The 17,990-nt window shown below is 68.1% G+C and carries 20 protein-coding genes; 14 read left to right on the forward strand and 6 right to left on the reverse strand.

Annotated features, from left to right (window positions below):
* Nucleotide 1 precedes the first annotated feature (1 nt).
* The 9 genes from ACFWBU_RS02075 to ACFWBU_RS02115 all read left to right on the forward strand — a co-directional run bounded on the left by ACFWBU_RS02075 (nt 2) and on the right by ACFWBU_RS02115 (nt 7,538).
* A complete protein-coding gene (locus ACFWBU_RS02075; RefSeq protein ID WP_378527318.1) occupies nt 2-811 on the forward strand; it encodes a TIGR00730 family Rossman fold protein in 810 nt (269 codons plus the stop codon).
* The gene (locus ACFWBU_RS02080; protein ID WP_378527319.1) at nt 808-1,407 is read left to right on the forward strand and encodes a TIGR00730 family Rossman fold protein; all 600 of its coding nucleotides are present in this window, start codon (nt 808-810) and stop codon (nt 1,405-1,407) included. The genes ACFWBU_RS02075 and ACFWBU_RS02080 overlap by 4 nt, the downstream gene beginning before the upstream one ends.
* A 132-nt stretch (nt 1,408-1,539) precedes the next feature.
* The gene (locus ACFWBU_RS02085; RefSeq protein WP_378527370.1) at nt 1,540-3,255 is read left to right on the forward strand and encodes a long-chain-acyl-CoA synthetase; all 1,716 of its coding nucleotides are present in this window, start codon (nt 1,540-1,542) and stop codon (nt 3,253-3,255) included.
* Between the two features lie 52 nt (nt 3,256-3,307).
* On the forward strand, nt 3,308-4,249 hold the full coding sequence (gene folP / locus ACFWBU_RS02090; RefSeq protein WP_378527320.1) for a dihydropteroate synthase: 942 nt from the start codon (nt 3,308-3,310) through the stop codon (nt 4,247-4,249).
* Nucleotides 4,246-5,163 carry a glucosyl-3-phosphoglycerate synthase gene (locus ACFWBU_RS02095; RefSeq protein ID WP_378527321.1) on the forward strand — a complete coding sequence of 306 codons (918 nt, stop codon included), beginning with the start codon at nt 4,246-4,248 and terminating at the stop codon, nt 5,161-5,163. The genes folP and ACFWBU_RS02095 overlap by 4 nt, the downstream gene beginning before the upstream one ends.
* A gap of 58 nt (nt 5,164-5,221) precedes the next feature.
* Complete coding sequence (locus ACFWBU_RS02100; protein WP_378527322.1) at nt 5,222-5,671, forward strand: DivIVA domain-containing protein; 450 nt, start codon at nt 5,222-5,224, stop codon at nt 5,669-5,671.
* Nucleotides 5,668-6,297: a DNA-3-methyladenine glycosylase I gene (locus ACFWBU_RS02105; RefSeq protein WP_169621638.1), complete on the forward strand. Its 630-nt coding sequence runs from the start codon at nt 5,668-5,670 to the stop codon at nt 6,295-6,297. Before ACFWBU_RS02100 ends, ACFWBU_RS02105 begins: the two co-directional genes overlap by 4 nt.
* A 97-nt stretch (nt 6,298-6,394) precedes the next feature.
* Nucleotides 6,395-6,562 (forward strand): DUF3117 domain-containing protein, encoded by a 168-nt coding sequence (locus ACFWBU_RS02110; protein WP_006554284.1) that lies wholly within the window; start codon nt 6,395-6,397, stop codon nt 6,560-6,562.
* An 88-nt stretch (nt 6,563-6,650) separates the two neighbouring features.
* Nucleotides 6,651-7,538, forward strand: coding sequence for a putative RNA methyltransferase (locus tag ACFWBU_RS02115; RefSeq protein WP_378527323.1), 888 nt, complete (start codon nt 6,651-6,653; stop codon nt 7,536-7,538).
* On the opposite strand, the gene glgA is transcribed toward ACFWBU_RS02115, so the two are convergent.
* Both glgA and ACFWBU_RS02125 read right to left on the reverse strand, forming a co-directional pair.
* Entirely contained in the window at nt 7,525-8,697 is a 1,173-nt protein-coding gene (glgA, locus tag ACFWBU_RS02120; RefSeq protein ID WP_169652605.1) for a glycogen synthase, read from the reverse strand. The two genes, ACFWBU_RS02115 and glgA, sit on opposite strands and share 14 nt — an antisense overlap.
* 65 nt (nt 8,698-8,762) lie before the next feature.
* Entirely contained in the window at nt 8,763-9,101 is a 339-nt protein-coding gene (locus tag ACFWBU_RS02125; RefSeq protein ID WP_169621641.1) for a metal-sensitive transcriptional regulator, read from the reverse strand.
* A 134-nt stretch (nt 9,102-9,235) separates the two neighbouring features.
* Between ACFWBU_RS02125 and glgC the strand changes: the two genes are divergently transcribed.
* Nucleotides 9,236-10,450, forward strand: a complete 1,215-nt coding sequence (gene glgC, locus ACFWBU_RS02130) for a glucose-1-phosphate adenylyltransferase (protein WP_169621642.1) — start codon at nt 9,236-9,238, stop codon at nt 10,448-10,450.
* Nucleotides 10,451-10,534: 84 nt separating this feature from the next.
* Here glgC and ACFWBU_RS02135 read toward each other — a convergent pair whose 3' ends face one another.
* Entirely contained in the window at nt 10,535-11,170 is a 636-nt protein-coding gene (locus tag ACFWBU_RS02135; protein ID WP_169652606.1) for an O-methyltransferase, read from the reverse strand.
* Nucleotides 11,171-11,454: 284 nt separating this feature from the next.
* On the opposite strand from ACFWBU_RS02135, the gene sigE reads away from it, so the two are divergent.
* The 4 genes from sigE to tatB all read left to right on the forward strand — a co-directional run bounded on the left by sigE (nt 11,455) and on the right by tatB (nt 14,627).
* Nucleotides 11,455-12,090 carry an RNA polymerase sigma factor SigE gene (gene sigE / locus ACFWBU_RS02140; RefSeq protein WP_240952358.1) on the forward strand — a complete coding sequence of 212 codons (636 nt, stop codon included), beginning with the start codon at nt 11,455-11,457 and terminating at the stop codon, nt 12,088-12,090.
* 16 nt (nt 12,091-12,106) lie between these two features.
* Nucleotides 12,107-12,481, forward strand: a complete 375-nt coding sequence (locus ACFWBU_RS02145; protein WP_169621644.1) for a zf-HC2 domain-containing protein — start codon at nt 12,107-12,109, stop codon at nt 12,479-12,481.
* A 115-nt stretch (nt 12,482-12,596) separates the two neighbouring features.
* The gene (locus ACFWBU_RS02150; RefSeq protein ID WP_378527325.1) at nt 12,597-14,150 is read left to right on the forward strand and encodes a trypsin-like peptidase domain-containing protein; all 1,554 of its coding nucleotides are present in this window, start codon (nt 12,597-12,599) and stop codon (nt 14,148-14,150) included.
* A gap of 81 nt (nt 14,151-14,231) precedes the next feature.
* Nucleotides 14,232-14,627 carry a Sec-independent protein translocase protein TatB gene (gene tatB, locus ACFWBU_RS02155; RefSeq protein WP_169621646.1) on the forward strand — a complete coding sequence of 132 codons (396 nt, stop codon included), beginning with the start codon at nt 14,232-14,234 and terminating at the stop codon, nt 14,625-14,627.
* A gap of 75 nt (nt 14,628-14,702) precedes the next feature.
* Here the strand turns inward: tatB and ACFWBU_RS02160 are convergent, their stop codons facing one another.
* From ACFWBU_RS02160 to ACFWBU_RS02170, 3 genes are all read right to left on the reverse strand, one after another.
* Complete coding sequence (locus ACFWBU_RS02160) at nt 14,703-15,836, reverse strand: Mrp/NBP35 family ATP-binding protein (protein ID WP_206037053.1); 1,134 nt, start codon at nt 15,834-15,836, stop codon at nt 14,703-14,705.
* A 25-nt stretch (nt 15,837-15,861) separates the two neighbouring features.
* Nucleotides 15,862-16,731 (reverse strand): lytic murein transglycosylase, encoded by an 870-nt coding sequence (locus ACFWBU_RS02165; protein WP_378527328.1) that lies wholly within the window; start codon nt 16,729-16,731, stop codon nt 15,862-15,864.
* A gap of 300 nt (nt 16,732-17,031) precedes the next feature.
* Nucleotides 17,032-17,967: a hypothetical protein gene (locus ACFWBU_RS02170; RefSeq protein ID WP_378527330.1), complete on the reverse strand. Its 936-nt coding sequence runs from the start codon at nt 17,965-17,967 to the stop codon at nt 17,032-17,034.
* Between the last annotated feature and the right edge of the window lie 23 nt (nt 17,968-17,990).

Below are 17,990 nucleotides of genomic sequence, written 5' to 3' on the forward strand. Positions count from 1 at the left end.
CATGCCCGGAGATACGAATTCCTCCTCCGATCGGTCCGGCTCGCGCGACGATGTCGTGCAGCGTGGCCCCGTTCAGTTGCGCGGTGAGCGTGCCCGCGACACCACGACCCGCGATCAGCGGTTGCTGGACCGGCGGGGCCCGTCCGATTGGGTGCATACCGACCCGTGGCGGGTGCTGCGCATCCAGAGCGAGTTCATCGAAGGTTTCGGAGCACTGGCCGAGGTGCCGCGCGCGGTGGCGGTGTTCGGTTCGGCCCGCACTCCCGTCGACCATCCCGACTACGAGGCCGGGCGGCGGCTCGGTGAAGCGCTCGTCGAGGCGGGGTACGCCGTGGTCACCGGCGGTGGCCCCGGGGTCATGGAGGCCGCGAACCGCGGCGCATGCGAAGCCGGGGGCTTTTCGATCGGGCTCGGCATCGAGCTCCCCTTCGAGCAGCGTCTCAACGACTGGGTCGATCTCGGCCTGAACTTCCGGTACTTCTTCGCGCGGAAGACGATGTTCGTCAAGTACGCGCAGGCGTTCGTGTGCCTGCCCGGTGGCTTCGGCACGATGGACGAGTTGTTCGAAGCCGTCACACTCGTCCAGACCGGCAAGATCACCCGCTTCCCGATCGTGTTGTTCGGCTCCGAGTACTGGTCGGGGCTGGTCGAGTGGATGCGTACGACGATGGCCCGGGAGGGGAAGATCTCCGACTCGGACATCGACCTGCTCTCGGTGACCGACAGCGTCGAGGAGGCCGTGCGGATCATTTGCGAGGCGCACCGCGGCAACGAGGAGGAAGTCTTGTACGGAGAGGAGACCTCGTGGTGAGCGGCGCGCAACCGATCTCGGTATGTGTGTACTGCGCGTCGGGGCCGGTCGACCGCAAGTACCTGGAGTTGGCGTCGGCTTTGGGGACGGAGATCGGGCGACGAGGGTGGCAACTGGTTTCCGGCGGCGGCAACGTCTCGATGATGGGGGCGGTGGCAGAGGCCGCGCGCGACGCGCACGCCCACACGGTCGGGGTCATTCCCAAGGCGCTGGTTCATCGCGAGGTGGCAGACGTCGACGCGGACGAACTGATCGTCACCGAGACGATGCGGGAACGTAAACGCATCATGGAGGATCGCGCGGATGCGTTCGTGACGCTGCCCGGTGGCATCGGCACGCTCGAGGAACTCTTCGAGACATGGACCGCCGGATATCTGGGTATGCACGAGAAACCGGTCGTCATGCTCGACCCGTTCGGGCATTTCGACGGGTTGCTCACGTGGCTCGAGTCGATGGTGGACACGGGCTTCGTGGCGCGACGTGCGCTCGACGGGCTGTATGTCACCGCCGATCTCGAGGACGCTCTGGATCGGTGCGCGGGGCGAGCCGGGAGAGCTGAGGACCGATTCTCCCATCCGGTCCCTACTCTCCGGTAAGTTCGGAAGGCGTTGTCGCCGTTCGTCCGACCGACCCGACGTCGCAGTGAGGATCACCCAGTGAATACCGCCGCCCCCGCCGAGAGCGAATCGGCCATCTCCCTCCCCGGTCTCGTTGCCAAGTTGCCCGGGATGCTGCCCGACCTGCCGAGCATGTTGCGCGGCGCGGCCGGAATGACCCGGAAGCCCACAGCGCGGCAGACGATCGGATCGGTTTTCCAGAAACTGGCCGCGCGCCGGCCCGAGCATCCGTTCCTCCGGTTCGAAGGCGAGACCCTCAGTTACGGCGAGGCCAACGCCCGGGTGAACCGTTACGCATCCGTGCTGACGGCACAGGGGGTCCGCACCGGAGACGTCGTGGCCATCCTCATGGAGAACAAGCCCGAGGCACTCCTCCTGGCGCTGGCCACCGTCAAACTCGGTGCCGCCGCCGGCATGCTCAACAACAACCAGCGCGGCGAAGTCCTCGAGCACAGCCTGTCGCTGCTCGACAGCCGGGTCCTGGTGGTCGACGAGGAATGCGAGGAGGCCCTCGAGACGCTCGACTCCGAACCACAGGCCGGTTCGGTGATGCGTCTCGCGGAACTCGACGCGCTCGCCGCGGATGCCGACTCGGCGAACCCGGCAGTGACGGAGACGCTCTCGGCGTCCGAGATCGCGTACTACATCTTCACTTCCGGAACCACCGGCTTGCCCAAGGCGAGCCGGATGTCCCACTTCCGCTGGCTCAAGTCCATGTCCGGGCTGGGCAGCCTCGGTGTGCGGTTGCGCCGCAACGACACTCTCTACTGCTGCCTGCCGCTCTACCACAACAACGCCCTGACGGTCGCGCTGTCGTCGGTGCTCGGCTCGGGTGCGACCTTCGCCCTGGGCAAGAAGTTCTCGGCGTCGAAGTTCTGGGAGGACGCCGAGCGCAACAAGGCGACGGCCTTCATCTACATCGGTGAGTTCTGCCGGTATCTGCTCGGTCAGCCCGAGCGCCCCGGCGATCGTGACCACAACATCCGGCTCATGGTCGGCAACGGTCTCCGCGCCGAGATCTGGGACGAATTCACCGAGCGCTTCGGAATCGACCGGGTCGCGGAGTTCTACGGTGCGAGCGAATGCAACATCGCCTTCATCAACGCACTCAACCAGCCGCGTACCGCCGGTGTGTGCCCCCTGCCGTACGCGGTCGTCGAGTACGACCCGGAAACCGGTACGGCCCGGCGAGATGCGAACGGACGACTCGTTCGCGTCGGGCGCGGCGAGGTCGGGCTCCTGCTCGCGAAGATCACCGACCGTTCCCCGTTCGACGGGTACACCGACCCCGACGCCACCGAATCCAAGCTCGTCCGTGACGGGTTCGACGACGGTGACGTGTGGTTCGACACCGGCGACCTCGTCCGGAGCCAGGGATACATGCACGTCGCGTTCGTCGACCGGCTCGGCGACACCTTCCGGTGGAAGGGGGAGAACGTCGCGACCACCCAGGTCGAGGGCGCGATCTCCGCGCACGAATCGATCTCCGGCGTGGTCGTGTACGGCGTCGAGGTGCCCGGCACGGACGGACGCGCCGGAATGGCGGCCGTGACGCTGAAGGACGGCGTCGAGTTCGACGGCGGCTCTCTGTCAGAGTCCCTGCACAGCAGCCTGCCGGGCTACGCGGTGCCGTTGTTCGTCCGTGTCGTCGAGGAACTCGAGTACACGACCACGTTCAAGAGCCGCAAGGTGGATCTGCGCGAGCAGGGATACAGCGAAATCGGGTCGGACGACCTGTACGTCCTCGCGAGCAAGAGCGAGGGCTTCGCGCCGATCTTCGAGGGATACGTCGACGGCGTGGCGCGGGGAGACCTGCCGAAGCCCTGAGCCGGAGCGGACGCCGACCGGCCGGAATCTGCGCCCGTGTCAGGATGAAGGCATGAGCGGCTCCGCTATCGACACCTCCGAGCATCCGCCCGTCACGCCCGGCCACGACCTCCCGGCCCCTCCCGGGCCGGTACCGCCGACCCTGTGCGGGCGCCCGGTCGCCACCGACCGGGCGCTCGTCATGGCGATCGTCAACCGCACCCCGGACTCCTTCTACGACCGCGGAGCCACCTTCAGCGACGACGCGGCGCTCGCCGCCGTGGACCGGGCCGTCGCCGAGGGTGCCGATCTCGTCGATATCGGCGGTGTGAAGGCCGGGCCGGGGGAGGTCGTCGACACGGCGGAGGAAGTCCGCCGCGTCGTTCCCTTCGTCGCGGCGATCCGGGAGCGGTACCCGGACGTGCTCATCAGCGTCGACACGTGGCGTAGCGAGGTGGCGCGGCGCGCGGTCGCCGAAGGAGCCGACCTCGTCAACGACACGTGGGCCGGAGCCGACCCGCAACTCGTCGAGGTCGCCGCCGAACTCGGCGTGGGCATCGTGTGTTCGCACACGGGAGGCGCGATCCCGCGGACCCGGCCGCACCGGGTCCGCTACCGGGACGTCGTCGGGCAGGTGGCGGAGGAAGTGGTCACCGCGGCCGAGAACGCGGCCCGCGCGGGCGTGGCAACCGATTCGATCCTCATCGATCCCACCCACGATTTCGGGAAAAACACCTATCACGGGCTCGCTCTGTTGCGGGGCGTGGAAGTTCTTGTAAACAGCGGGTGGCCTGTGCTTATGGCACTGAGCAATAAGGACTTCGTAGGCGAGACTCTGGGTGTCGAACTCGAAGACCGGTTGGAGGGCACCTTGGCAGCGACAGCATTGGCCGCAGCAGCAGGAGCGAGAATGTTCCGGGTACACGAGGTCGCGGCCACCCGCCGGGTGGTCGATATGGTGGCGGCCATCGCGGGCACACGTCCGCCGGCCCGCACAGTGAGGGGGCTGGCATGAGCGCACCGACTCGCATCTGGACAGAGGCGAACAGCTGGGACCAGCCGACATGGACCGTCGCCGAACTCGAACAGGCGAAGGCAGGCCGCACCGTGACCGTGGTGCTGCCCGCGCTCGACGAGCAGGAAACCGTCGCGGGCGTGATCGACACCATCTACCCGCTGCTCGGCGGGCTCGTGGACGAACTCGTGGTGCTCGATTCCGGATCGACCGACGAGACCGCCGCCCGTGCGCGCGCCGCGGGAGCCCGCGTGGTCTCACGCGAGGAAGCGGTACCCGGACTGGCCCCGGCACCGGGCAAGGGCGAAGTGCTGTGGCGATCGCTCGCCGGCACGTCCGGTGACATCATCGCCTTCGTCGATTCGGACCTCATCAATCCGGATCCGGCGTTCGTACCGAAACTGCTCGGTCCGCTCCTGCTCGGCGACGGCATCCACCTCGTGAAGGGCTACTACCGCCGTCCCCTCCGGGTTCGCGGGGGAGAAGACTCGAACGGCGGAGGACGCGTCACCGAACTGGTGGCCCGGCCGCTCCTCGCGGCCCTGCGACCCGAGCTGACCTGTGTGCTCCAGCCACTCGGGGGTGAATACGCCGGCACTCGGGAACTGCTCGAGGCGGTGCCGTTCGCGCCCGGGTACGGCGTCGAGATCGGGCTGCTGCTCGACACCTACGACCGCCTCGGACTGAACGCGATCGCGCAGGTCAACCTCGGCGTGCGGAAACACCGCAACCGGCCGCTGTCCGAACTGGGGGCGATGAGCCGCCAGATCGTCGGCACGATGCTCGGCCGGTGCGGAATCCCCGACTCGGGGGCACCGCTGACCCAGTTCCTGGTGGAGGGCGAGTCGTTCGTGTCGTTCGACACCGAGGTGAACCTCGAGGACCGCCCGCCGATGAGCACTCTCACCCGCTGATCTTCCGTCCCGGCCCGTCGACGTCGATGACGTCGGCGGGCCGTGCCAAGATCGGTGCATGGTGACGGTTCTGGTGTACGTGGTCGTCATGGTGGTTGTCGGCGCCGTGCTGTTCTTCATCGCTTCCGCAGTGTTCGGCCGAAGCGAGGTTCTCGCGCCGATCCCGCCCGGCACGACGACGACGGTGCTCCCGGCAGCCGACGTCACCGGCACGGACGTGCGCGACCTGCGTTTCCAGCAGACGTGGCGGGGCTACAAGATGAGCGAGGTCGACTGGGCCCTCGACCGGCTCGCCCGCGAAATCGACGATCTGCGTGCCGAACTCGCACGGACCGCCGGAGAGCCGCTGCCCGGGGAAGACTCCGCGCCCGAGCTGCACGCGGCGCCCGAGAACGCCGCCGACATCGAGGACACCGCCGACACCGAGGACCACGGCGCCGGGGACGCGTCCGGCGACGAAGCGGTCACGGAGGAAGTCCGCGTCGTCGACCACCCGGAGAAGCCGTGAACGACGACGGACTCGTGCGGTGCCCGTGGGCTGTCGACCGCCCGGGGAGCACGATCTACCGCGACTATCACGACGAGGAGTGGGGGCGCGAACTCCACGGCCGCGACGCGCTGTTCGAGCGACTCGCCCTCGAGGCATTCCAGTCGGGCCTGTCGTGGCTGACGATCCTGCGGAAACGAGCGGCGTTCCGCGAAGCTTTTGCCGGCTTCGACGTCGATGTCGTCGCCCGCTTCACCGAAACGGATGTCGACCGGTTGCTCGCGAACGCGGACATCATCCGCAATCGCCGCAAGATCGAAGCGACGATCGCGAACGCACGAGCGATCCTCGAACTGCCCACCGATCTCGACACTCTGCTGTGGTCGTTCGCGCCCGCACCCGCGCGGCGCGCGCGACGTCCGAAAAGTGTCGAATCGATTCCGGCGGTCACGGAGGAGTCCACCGCAATGGCCCGTGAACTGAAGCGACTCGGACTACGTTTTGTGGGCCCCACCACTGCATATGCGTTGATGCAGGCCACGGGAATGGTCGATGATCATCTCGCCGGGTGCTGGGTGTCGCAGGCCCGAGAAGGGGCACGACCGGCCCTTACGGCGGAGTCAGCTACCCGACGCACACCGCAATAGGGAAGAATGGGATAGCGCGCATCATCGAGGTCGGTGGTGCAACCACACGGTAACCCACGCGCCCGGCGGTCGGGTGCAGATTTGGAGGGAGCAGAGGATGGCGGCCATGAAGCCCCGGACCGGGGACGGTCCCCTCGAAGCAACCAAAGAGGGACGAGGAATCGTCATGAGGGTTCCACTCGAGGGCGGCGGACGTCTGGTCGTCGAGCTCACGCCGGAAGAGGCTGCGGCCCTCGGCGACGAACTCAAGAGTGTCACCAGCTGATCGGCCCCTCTTCGGGCAACCCGGGCCCCGCGCTCCTCGGCGCGCGGGGCCCGGAGCTGTCCCTACCGGGAACGGGTGAGGAGTCCGCGTGCTCGATGCCGTCATAGACCTTCTCGCGTGCCCGCACTGCGACGGTGCGATGGATCTCGACGATGCCGCGGTGCTGTGCGAACGCGGCCACAGCTTCGACGTGGCGCGCCAGGGTTACGTCTCTCTGCTCACCGGATCCGCCACGCCGTTCACCGGCGACACCGCCGACATGATCGCGGCGCGCGGCGACTTTCTCGACACGGGGTATTACGACCCCGTCCGCGCTGCCGTGGCGTCCGCGTGCACGAGTGCCGCCGGCGACGACTCCCGCATTCTCGAGGTCGGCGCCGGAACGGGTCAGTACCTCGCAACCGTCCTCGACGCCCTGCCCGCCGCGCGGGGCATCGGACTGGACGTATCCAAACCCGCCGTCCGGCGTATCGCGCGCGCTCACCCGCGCGCGGGTTCGGTGCTCGCCGACGTGTGGCGGCAGCTACCCGTGCGGTCGGGGTCGCTCACCCACGTGCTGTCGATTTTCGCGCCCCGGAACGCTGCCGAGAGTCATCGGGTACTCGCGCCCGGCGGGGTTCTCGTCGTGGCGACGCCCACCACGGAACACCTGCGCGAACTCGTGTCGCTGCCGGGGATGGTCAGCGTCGACGAGCACAAGACCGAACGGTTGTCGGCGGCGCTGTCGGGGTTGTTCGAGCGCACGGCGCGGATTCCCGTGCAGTTCTCCGCGGCGTTGCCGCGTCGAGCACTCGCGGACCTGGCGGGAATGGGCCCGTCGGCCCATCACCTGTCCGCCCCGGAGCGCACGGACCTGCTGGCAGCGCTCCCGGACCCGTTCGAGGTCACCGTGTCCGTCACGGTGTCGACATGGACCCGGCGGGACGACGTGACTGTGCCCGGCGGGCACGGCGGCACCGCTGTCAGGGGCGGTTGATCACACCCTGGTAGACCGTGAGGGTCTGCCGGGCGATCTGCGCCCACGAGAACTCGGAGATGGCGCGGTCGCGACCTGCCCGGCCGTACTCGGCGGCACGGGCCGCGTCGCCGGCAACCTCGTTGAGGGCTGCGGCGAGCGCCCGCTCGTACGCCTGCGGCTCGTACGAGTCGTAGTGCACCAGGACGCCCGTGACGCCGTCCTGCACGACCTCCGGGATACCGCCCACGTCCGACGCCACCACGGCGGTCTCACATGCCATCGCCTCGAGGTTGACGATGCCGAGCGGTTCGTAGACGGACGGACACACGAACACGCGCGCGGCGGAGAGGATTTCCCGCACCGACTCGACGGGAAGCATTTCCTGTACCCAGAAGACGTTCCCGCGTGCCGCCTGGAGTTCGGCGACGGCACGTGCGGTCTCGGCGGCGATCTCGGGAGTGTCGGGGGCGCCCGCACACAGCACCAACTGGATGTCGGGGTCGAGGTGATGCGCCGCGGCGATCAGGTGCCCGACGCCCTTCTGCCGCGTGATACGCCCGACGAAGGCGACGATCGGACGATCGGGATCGACCCCGATGCGCTCCAGCGCCGACTCGGTGCCCGGTTCGGCCGGGCCGGGATGCCACGTCGTCGTGTCGATCCCGTTGCGCACGACGTGCACGCGAGCGGGGTCGACGAACGGATAGGCGTCGAGGACGTCGAGCCTCATGCCTTCGCTCACCGCGATGATCGCGTCGGCGTACTGCACGGCGTTGCGTTCCGACCACGAGGAGATCCGGTAACCGCCGCCGAGTTGCTCGGCCTTCCACGGCCGGCGCGGTTCGAGCGAGTGCGCGGTCAGTACGTGCGGCACGTCGTAGAGTTCGGCTGCCAGATGCCCGGCGAGACCGGTGTACCAGGTGTGCGAGTGAACGACGTCGACGCCCGCGGCCGCGTGAACCATTCGCAGCTCTGCCGACAGCGTCGTCAGAGCGGGATTCGCCCCTGCCAACGCGGGGTCGGGCGCGTGCACGGTCGCGGTGTCGCGGGGTGCGCCCATGCAATGCACGTCCACAGTGCACAGTCTCCGGAGCTGCGCGACGAGCTCGGTGACGTGAACACCCGCACCGCCGTACACTTCCGGCGGATATTCCCGCGTCATCATCGCCACCTGCATCGCCTCAAACTATCGGGCCGTTCGAGTTACAGCCAATCGATCCCCGCCGCAGGCGCGAATGCGGTTCAGGACTTCACGAGGCGCGCAATCGCGGCCGATGCTTCCGCCAGTTTCGCCTCGCCTTCCTCGCCTCCGAGTTTCGCGGCGTCCACGACGCAATGCCGCAGGTGATCGTCGATCAGGTTGAGTGCGAGGCCTTCCAGGGCGCTGGTCAACGCAGCGATCTGGGTGAGGATGTCGATGCAGTACTGCTCCTCGTCCACCATGCGGTGGATGCCCCGGGCCTGCCCTTCGATCCGCTTGACGCGCGCGAGATATTTCTTCTTGTCGCCGATGTAGCCGTGGGTGTGGCAGGAGCCGCCGTCCTCGGTGGTCTCGGTCACCGGGCTAAGTGAGTCGTTCATAACACCCATTCTATACCCCAGAGGGGTATATACCCTGGCTGGACGTTGTGCGCTCGTGTCCGGAACCTCTCGCCGGGCGGGACGGAGATCACGCTTCGCTGGCGGCAGTGTTGGGCGACCGATAGGTTGGGCGTGTGAGGAGCCAGCCACATGTGCTTGGAATCGTGCTTGCCGGCGGCGAGGGTAAGCGTCTTTACCCTCTGACCGCAGACCGTGCGAAGCCGGCAGTGCCCTTCGGGGGCGCATATCGCCTGATCGACTTCGTGCTCAGCAACTTGGTGAACGCCGGTTACCTGCGCATCTGCGTACTCACGCAGTACAAGTCGCATTCCCTCGACCGCCACATCTCTCAGACGTGGCGTCTGTCGGGCTTCACCGGGGAGTACATCACCCCGGTGCCGGCCCAGCAGCGACTCGGACCGCGCTGGTACACCGGTAGCGCCGACGCGATCCTGCAGTCGCTCAATCTGGTCTACGACGAGGACCCCGAGTACATCGTGGTGTTCGGCGCCGACCACGTGTACCGGATGGACCCCGAACAGATGGTGCGTCAGCACATCGAGTCCGGAGCCGGTGTCACGGTGGCGGGTATCCGGGTGCCGCGCAACGAAGCCTTCGCGTTCGGATGCATCGACAGCGACGAGCAGGGCCGAATCACCCAGTTCCTCGAGAAGCCTGCGCACCCACCGGGGACGCCCGACGACCCCAATGTCACCTTCGCCTCCATGGGCAACTACGTGTTCTCGACGAAGGTTCTGGTCGAAGCGCTGCGTGCCGACTCCGAGAACCCCGATTCCGATCACGACATGGGCGGCGACATCATCCCCGCACTCGTCGCCGACGGCGTCGCACACGTCTACGACTTCAATGACAACGTCGTTCCCGGCGCGACCGAACGCGACCGGGCCTACTGGCGCGATGTCGGGACGCTCGATGCCTTCTACGACGCGCACATGGACCTGGTGTCGGTCCACCCGATCTTCAACCTCTACAACCGGCGCTGGCCAATCCGCGGCGCCGCGGAGAACCTGCCGCCCGCGAAGTTCGTCCAGGGCGGTCTCGCCCAGGAATCCATCGTGGGTGCGGGGAGCATCCTGTCCGCCGCCACCGTCCGCAATTCGGTGCTCAGCTCCAACGTCATGGTCGAGGACGGTGCCACCGTCGAGGGCAGCGTGCTGATGCCGGGTGTCCGGATCGGCAAGGGCGCGGTGGTGCGACGCGCGATCCTCGACAAGAACGTGGTGGTGGGCGACGGCGAGATCATCGGCGTCGACCTCGAGCGCGACCGTAAACGATTCGCTGTCAGCGGCGGCGGCGTGGTCGCCGTCGGCAAGGGCGTGTGGATCTGACCGGAGCTGTGCGACTCCGCGGGCCGGTGCGACTCCGCGGGCCGGTGCGACCCGACGGGCCGGGAGTCGTGCGGCCCGTCGGGCTCAGCTGAGACGTACCGCGCACAGGAGCCCGTCTCCGAGCGGCAGGACCACCGGAGCGAGCCGTTCGTCGTCCGAGACGGCCCGTGCTGCCTCTCGGACGGCCAGCACGGTCGAATCGCGTGCGGACGGATCGGCGACCCGGCCGCCGAGCAGCGCGTTGTGCAGCACGATGACGCCGCCCGGCCGCAGCAGACGCACGCCCTCGCGAACGTAGTGCGGGTGGTCCGACGGGGTGGCGTCGACGAACACCAGGTCGTAGCCGGAGTCGGCCAGTCGCGGCAGTACGTCGAGCGCACGGCCGTTGATGAGCCGCGTGCGGGAAGCGACGACACCGGCATCGCGGAATGCGAGCTTGGCAGCCCGCTGATGTTCGGGTTCACTGTCGATCGTGGTGAGGACGCCGTCCTCGCGCAGGCCGTGCAGCAACCACAGCCCGCTCACTCCCGCACCTGTACCGATTTCCACCACGGTCTTCGCGTCCAGCATGCGGGCGAACATCGCGAGAGCAGCCCCCACCGACGGGGACACCGGATCCGCGCCGAGGTCCTCGGCGCGTTCCCGCGCGACGGCGAGCTGTTCGTCCTCGACGACGATGTTCTCCGCGTGGGTCAAAATGCGGTCTGCATTGGTCTGCACGAGACCGAGGCTATCCGCGCCGGGATGTTTGTGCGGGCAGGCTCGCAGATGTGGGCAAGGATGTGGCGATGTTTTCTCAGCTTCGTTTCAGGTAACTCACACGACCAGCACATCCCCATAGGAAAGACTCGGGTCACGAAGTCGAAGGCCGGCAGGACACGGAGCTTCGGTGGAGTAGGCCTCATGGGACCCTGGTGGTGAGGAACAAACCTCAGGGCCCGGATGTTGAACCTTCCACCACTGTTCCGCGTAGCGGTCCCGAAGAGGAGGATCCAGCGATCCACATGCCCGAATCCCGCACCGTTCTCCCGCCCGATGCCGTCCCGTTCGACGAAGCCTCCCTGGAAGACCTGAGCGGAACCGCGGTGTTCGACGCGACGGGAGATCGTGCGTCCATGCCCTCGTGGGACGAACTCGTCCGCGAGCACGGCGACCGCGTCTATCGGCTGGCTTACCGGCTCTCGGGTAACGCACAGGACGCCGAAGACCTCACCCAGGACACGTTCATCCGTGTCTTCCGTTCACTGCAGGACTACCAGCCCGGCACGTTCGAGGGCTGGCTCCACCGCATCACGACCAACCTTTTCCTCGACATGGTGCGTCGCCGGAACCGCATCCGGATGGAAGCGCTGCCGGAGGACTACGATCGGGTCCCGGCCCAAGGGCCGAACCCCGAGGAGATCTACCACGACGCGCGACTCGGCGCCGACCTGCAATCCGCCCTGGATTCGCTCGGTCCGGAGTACCGCGCCGCGGTGGTGCTGTGTGACATCGAAGGTCTGTCCTACGAAGAAATCGGTGCCACACTGGGGGTGAAACTCGGGACGGTGCGCAGTCGCATCCACCGAGGTCGCCAGGCACTCCGCGAGTACCTGCGCGAGAATGGGAAGGCCGAAGTCGTTCGCGTCGATGCGGGGTAGCCGCCGGGAGGTTTTCATGACGATGGTGCAGCCACCTCGCAGGTTCGGTTCCACGGAGCACTTGGCTAGTGAGGCGGTTGCCGCGTACGTCGACGGCGAGCTCCGGATGGCGCCGTACCTTCGGGCTGCACAGCATCTGGCGGAATGCCCCGAGTGCGCGGCCGAGGTCGAGGCGCAGCAGCAGGCCCGTCGCGCCCTGCGTGCCGCCGCCGAGGACGCACCCGAGATGTCGAGTTCCCTCCGGGGCGCACTCTGCAGCATCCCCAGCCACCTCTTCGACGTCCCCGGAGCGGATCGGACCCGGAACGGCGCGAAGGCCCCCGAGGTCGACGCAGCGCAGTCCGAGGCGTGGTTCGCAGCGCGGCGATGGGCGATCCGTCGCAGGCGGTGATCGGCAGGAAGGTCACCACAGCCCGGCCGGTCGGAGACCGGTCGATCACAGGGCACCCGAGGCCATCGGTGATACTGGGCTCTGTGACGGACCTACACGGGGGAGACGGGTACGCGTGACCGCGGATTCTGTGGAGCACAACGGCCGACGCGCGAGCGACGACACCGACCTGCCGGACGCCTCGTCCGGCAGGCAGGAACAGGCGAACGGCGCCATCGAGCGCCCCGCCGACGCGCCGCGCCTCGACCCGCGACCGGTGTACCGACCCAGGGTGGACCCCGCCGCCGAGCGCGTCTTCGGGCGACCGGCCGGTACCGAGGGCCCCTTCGGGACGACACCCGGCGCGCGGGCGTCCGAACCCGAAATCCGGCACGCCCCGCCGACCGACGCCATCCTCGCCGAGGCATACGGAAAGCCGGACGCGGCGGACGAGACGCTGCAGCGGCCGCCCTCCACACCCGACGACGGCGTCGGGGACGACCCGGTCCCGTCCGACCCGTGGCGCGACCCCGACTCCGCCGTCCGGCTCGGTGCGCCGCTCGAAGCGGAGGACGAAGAGGATCTGCCGCCGGCCCCCAAGCTGACTCTGCGTGAGGTCCTGTTCGACCGTCGCGTCGAGCCCCGCGCCCTGGTCTCCCTCGCAGCGCTCGCACTCGCGATCGCGGTCGTCGGCGGGCTGGCCGTGGCGGTGGTGACGTCCGACAACGGCTCACTCACCAGCCGAGGCGTGTCGCTGTCGCAGGTCGCGTCGGACGGGAAAGTGCCCGCCGGGACCGTCGCACAGGTTGCCGACGCCGTTCTGCCGTCGGTCGTGTCCATTCAGGTCACCATGGGTGAAGAGGCAGGAACAGGCTCCGGCGTCGTCATCGACGGGGCCGGATACATCGTCACCAACAACCACGTCATCTCCATGGCGGCGACCAATCCCGACGCGAAGGTTCAGGTCACTTTCGACGACGGCACCAAGGTCCCCGCGACGGTCGTGGGACGGGACATCAAGACGGATCTGGCGGTACTTGCGGTCAAGGACGTCGACAACCTGGTCGTGGCCGAACTCGGGCGATCCGAGGACGTGCAGGTCGGTGAGGACGTCGTCGCCGTGGGTTCCCCGCTCGGCCTGAGCAAGACCGTCACCCGCGGCATCGTCAGCGCGCTGCATCGGCCCATGCGGCTGAGCGGCCAGGGCACCGACACCGACGCCGTGATCGACGCGGTCCAGACCGATGCCTCCATCAATCCGGGTAACTCCGGTGGGCCGCTCGTCGACATCGAAGGTCGCGTCATCGGCATCAACTCCGCGATCAAGTCCGAAACCGGCGGGTCCGTCGGTCTCGGCTTCGCAATCCCCATCGACGACGTGACCGAAGTGGCGGGGGAACTCATCCGCAACGGTGAGATGCGCCATCCGGAGATCGGTGTCAATGCCCGCTCGGTGGTCAACGAGGTCGCCAGCGGGGCAGAGGTCGCGAACGTCCAGAGCAACAGCCCGGCACAGCGTGCGGGAATCGTCGAGGGCGACGTGATCGTGCGGGTCGGCGACCGCGAGGTCACCACCGCCGACGAGCTCGTGGTCGCGGTGCACGCGCAGGAGATCGACCAGCCCGTGACCGTCCAGATCGTCCGGAGCGGACGCCTCGTGGACATCGAGGTCACCCCGGAATCGGACTGACGTACCGGTTCCGGAGGTGCTTCCGGTGTGAGTTGAGCCCGCTCGCGCTGAATTCCGGCGGGAAACACGTAGTCTTGACCCGTGTTCGGCAACATCGGTTGGGGTGAATTCGTAGTCCTCCTCGTGGCGGCCCTCGTGGTGCTCGGTCCCGAGAGGCTGCCAGGTGCTGTCTCCTGGGTGACCAAGTCACTGCGACAGGTGCGCGATTACGCCTCGGGCGCACGGGATCAGCTGAAGGAAGAGCTGGGTCCGGAGTTCGACGATTTCCGTCAGCCGCTCGCCGAACTCAACCAACTCCGCGGCATGACCCCCAAGGCCGTCATCACCAAGCACCTGCTCGACGGTGACGGTTCTCTGTTCAACGACATGGGCAAGACACCGGGTGCGCCGGCAAACGGATCGTCGCCCTCGACGCCCAACCTGACGAAGCCCCTCGCACGCGACGAGAGGCCCCCGATCGATCCGGACGCGACGTGAGTCGTCACTCCGCCTGAGTTCCCCGGCCCGGACTTTCCACGGTCGCCGCAACATCGTTGCGGCGACCGTGTGCGTTTACAGGTGCCGGGTGGTGTCGATTCCCAGCGACATGCCGGCCAGTCCACGCTTGCGCACCGCGAGCTTGTCGGCGATCTCCGACATCGCGATCGCAGGCGCCGACTCCGGAGCCGACAGCACGATCGGCGTTCCGGCGTCACCGGACTCACGGACGGCGGGGTCGAGCGGGATCTGGCCCAGCAGGGGCACTGTGGCCCCGACGGCGCGGGTGAGGCGCTCCGCGACGGCCTGGCCGCCACCGGTGCCGAACACGTCCATGCGCGTCCCGTCCGGCAGTTCGAGCCACGACATGTTCTCCACGACGCCCGCGATGCGCTGGCGCGTCTGCAAGGCGATCGAGCCTGCACGCTCGGCCACCTCGGCCGCGGCCTGCTGCGGGGTCGTCACGACCAGGATCTCGGCACCCGGGATCAGCTGGGCCACCGAGATCGCCACGTCACCGGTGCCCGGGGGCAGGTCGAGAAGGAGCACGTCGAGGTCGCCCCAGAACACGTCCGCGAGGAACTGCTGGAGCGCGCGGTGCAGCATCGGGCCGCGCCACACGACCGGGGTGTTGCCCTCGGTGAACTGCGCGATCGAGATCATCTTCACGTCGTGCGCGACCGGCGGCATGATCATCCGCTCAACCTGTGTCGGCTTCGCGGAGGTGCCCAGCATGCGGGGGATCGAGTGGCCGTAGATGTCGGCGTCGAGGACACCGACCGACAGGCCGCGTGCGGCCAGTGCCGCCGCGAGGTTCACGGTGACCGACGACTTGCCGACGCCTCCCTTACCGGACGCGACCGCATACACGCGGGTCAGCGATCCGGGCTGGGCGAACGGGATGACGGGCTCGGCGGAGTCACCGCGGAGGGACTTGCGTAGTTCGGTGCGCTGCTCGTCGTTCATCACGTCGAGGGTGACGCGGACCGGGCCGACTCCCGCCACGTCGGCGACCGCCTTGGTGACGCGATCGGTGATCTCGGTGCGCATCGGGCATCCCGAGGTGGTCAGGTACACCTCGATATCGACGCTGCTGTCGTCGCGGATCTCGATGCTCTTGACCATGCCGAGATCGGTGATGGGTTTCCGGATCTCGGGATCCTGTACCCGGGCGAGTGCACTGCGGACGTCGGACTCACTGACTGCCATGACGCCCATGGTAGGTGGGTGCCTGTCAGTGGATGCGCGGCAGGTCGGCCGGACTCGGCGTCACACCGGTCGAGTAGGCCGCCGACCACGCCAGCACGTTGGCGACATAGGCCATCGAGTTGTTGTACCGGTGGATCGCCTTCGTCGCATGGCCGAGGTTGTGCATGTCGAGGCCACCGTCGCACAGGTACCGCGCGGTCGTGAGCGTCGAGTCGTAGAGGTTCTGCGGGTCGGCAACGCCGTCGCCGTCGCCGTCGCCGGCGTACTGATTCCAGGTCGTGGGGATGAACTGCATGGGCCCCACGGCGCGGTCGTACACGGCGTCGCCGTCCAGAACGCCGCCGTCGGTGTCCGTGATGGTGGCCTGGCCCGGGAGGCTGCCGTCGAGGGGCAGGCCGATCACCGGTTCGAAGAGGTTGCCCTTCTCGTCTGCCTTGCCGCCGTTGGCATGACCGGATTCGACCTTGCCGATACCGGCGAGCAGTGTCCAGTACATCCCGCAGCCCGGGTTCTCCTCGGACAGGATGCGCTCGGCATTGCGGTATGCGTCGAAGTTGATGCCGGGGATACCGAGAGGCCCCTCGGTAAGCACCTTCGTCTCGGGTGCGGGCGCCGGCTGGGATGCGGACTTCGGTGCCAGCGCCGGTGCCGGGGCGGGCTCGAGCATGATGGACTGCGCCACGGATACGGCTTCGGGGACCTGGGGGAGCGTCTCGGGGACTGCGTTCCCCATCGTGGTCGCCTGGGCGTCCTGGTGGACTCCGAGCAGCGCACGCGGTGACGCACCCGCAGTTGTCGCGGCGGCGGCGACGAGGCCTACCGGTACCAAACCTGTCATCGCGATCACTGAATTGCGGCGGATCTTGGAATCCGTCGGTCTGGCGTGCCGGCCCACTCGTACCTCCCTCGGGCGAATCTCGAACCCGAGATGCCTCCGTTATTTACGGGGCTGACAGTACACGGTTCGTAGCCGTTCCGTTATTTAAACGTGATGTAACGCCTGGTTTAGGGGTGTGCCAGAGGGGTTTGTGCCGTTGAGGCGGCTCCGCGGTTATCCAAGTGTGACCCGCGTCATAATATGGGCGGCGTGTCGCCTCGGGCCGCGCTGGGTACCTGCACGCCCCCGGCAGAAGGTCCCCCGGGCAGTGTCTTGCTACGGGCAGTGTCTCGGTACAGGCAGTGCCCCGTTACGGGGTCATTCGCAGAAGGCGGGTACGAGGCAGGGAACCGGCGGAAGTTCGGGCAACTGCGGCAAGGGCGGAAGGGCCGGCGCCGGAGCGTCGCCTCCGGGCTCGCCGGTCTCGTCTGCTGCGGCCGGGTCGCCGGGAGCGCTCTGCGGGGCCGGAACGGGTGCCGGAGCGGCGATGTCGGAGGCGGCCGGAAGGGGCCGCGCCGGAGCCGGCGCCAAGGCGGACTCGGCGACCGCGGCACCCTTGGCATACGTAGCCGACCACTCGCGCACGTTCGCGAGAAACTCTGGCGACCCGTTGAACAGTGCGACCGCGCGCGCCTCCCCGTCCGGCTCGCGAAGCCGGGCGCCGTCCGCGCACATCCAGGCGCTCGCGGCCAGCGTGGCGTCGAACACGTTCTGGGCGTCGGCGTTTCCGTCTGCGTTCCCGTCCGCGCGATGCTGCTCCCAGGCAGCGGCGGGGAGAAGCATCGGGCCGAGGGCTCCGGTGGGTGCGACGACGGGCGTGGTCAGCGTGCCGAGGATGTCCGTGCGTCCACCGTCGGCGTGCTGGGACGCGAGGCGCCCGAGCGCGGCGAGCAGGTGCCACGGCATTCCGCATTCCGGACTGTCCACGGCCATCTGCATTTCCGCGGCCCGGTACGCGTAGTAGACGAGTTCGGGAATTGCGGCCGGACCCTCACCGAATACGGAGGGGACGGCCCCGGCGGGTGCCGCTGGTGGGCGCTGGAGCACCGGATCGGACGGTTCGCCCGGGGTGCGGAACGTGATCGGCGACGCGGGTTCGGCAGGTACGAGGCCGATGGCGGTAGCAGGAGCCGTCAGCGCGGCCGCAGCAGGCTCCGGCACGTTCTCGGCGACGCTCGGTGCTGCCGACGACGCCGTCGCAGCCAGTCCGGCCACCACGATCACCGGAATCGCCAATGTCGCCGTCCAACGCACCCGACCGCCCCCTTCTGTATCCG

Origin of the sequence: Rhodococcus sp. NPDC060084, assembly GCF_042730335.1 — a bacterium.
Taxonomy (GTDB): domain Bacteria; phylum Actinomycetota; class Actinomycetes; order Mycobacteriales; family Mycobacteriaceae; genus Rhodococcus.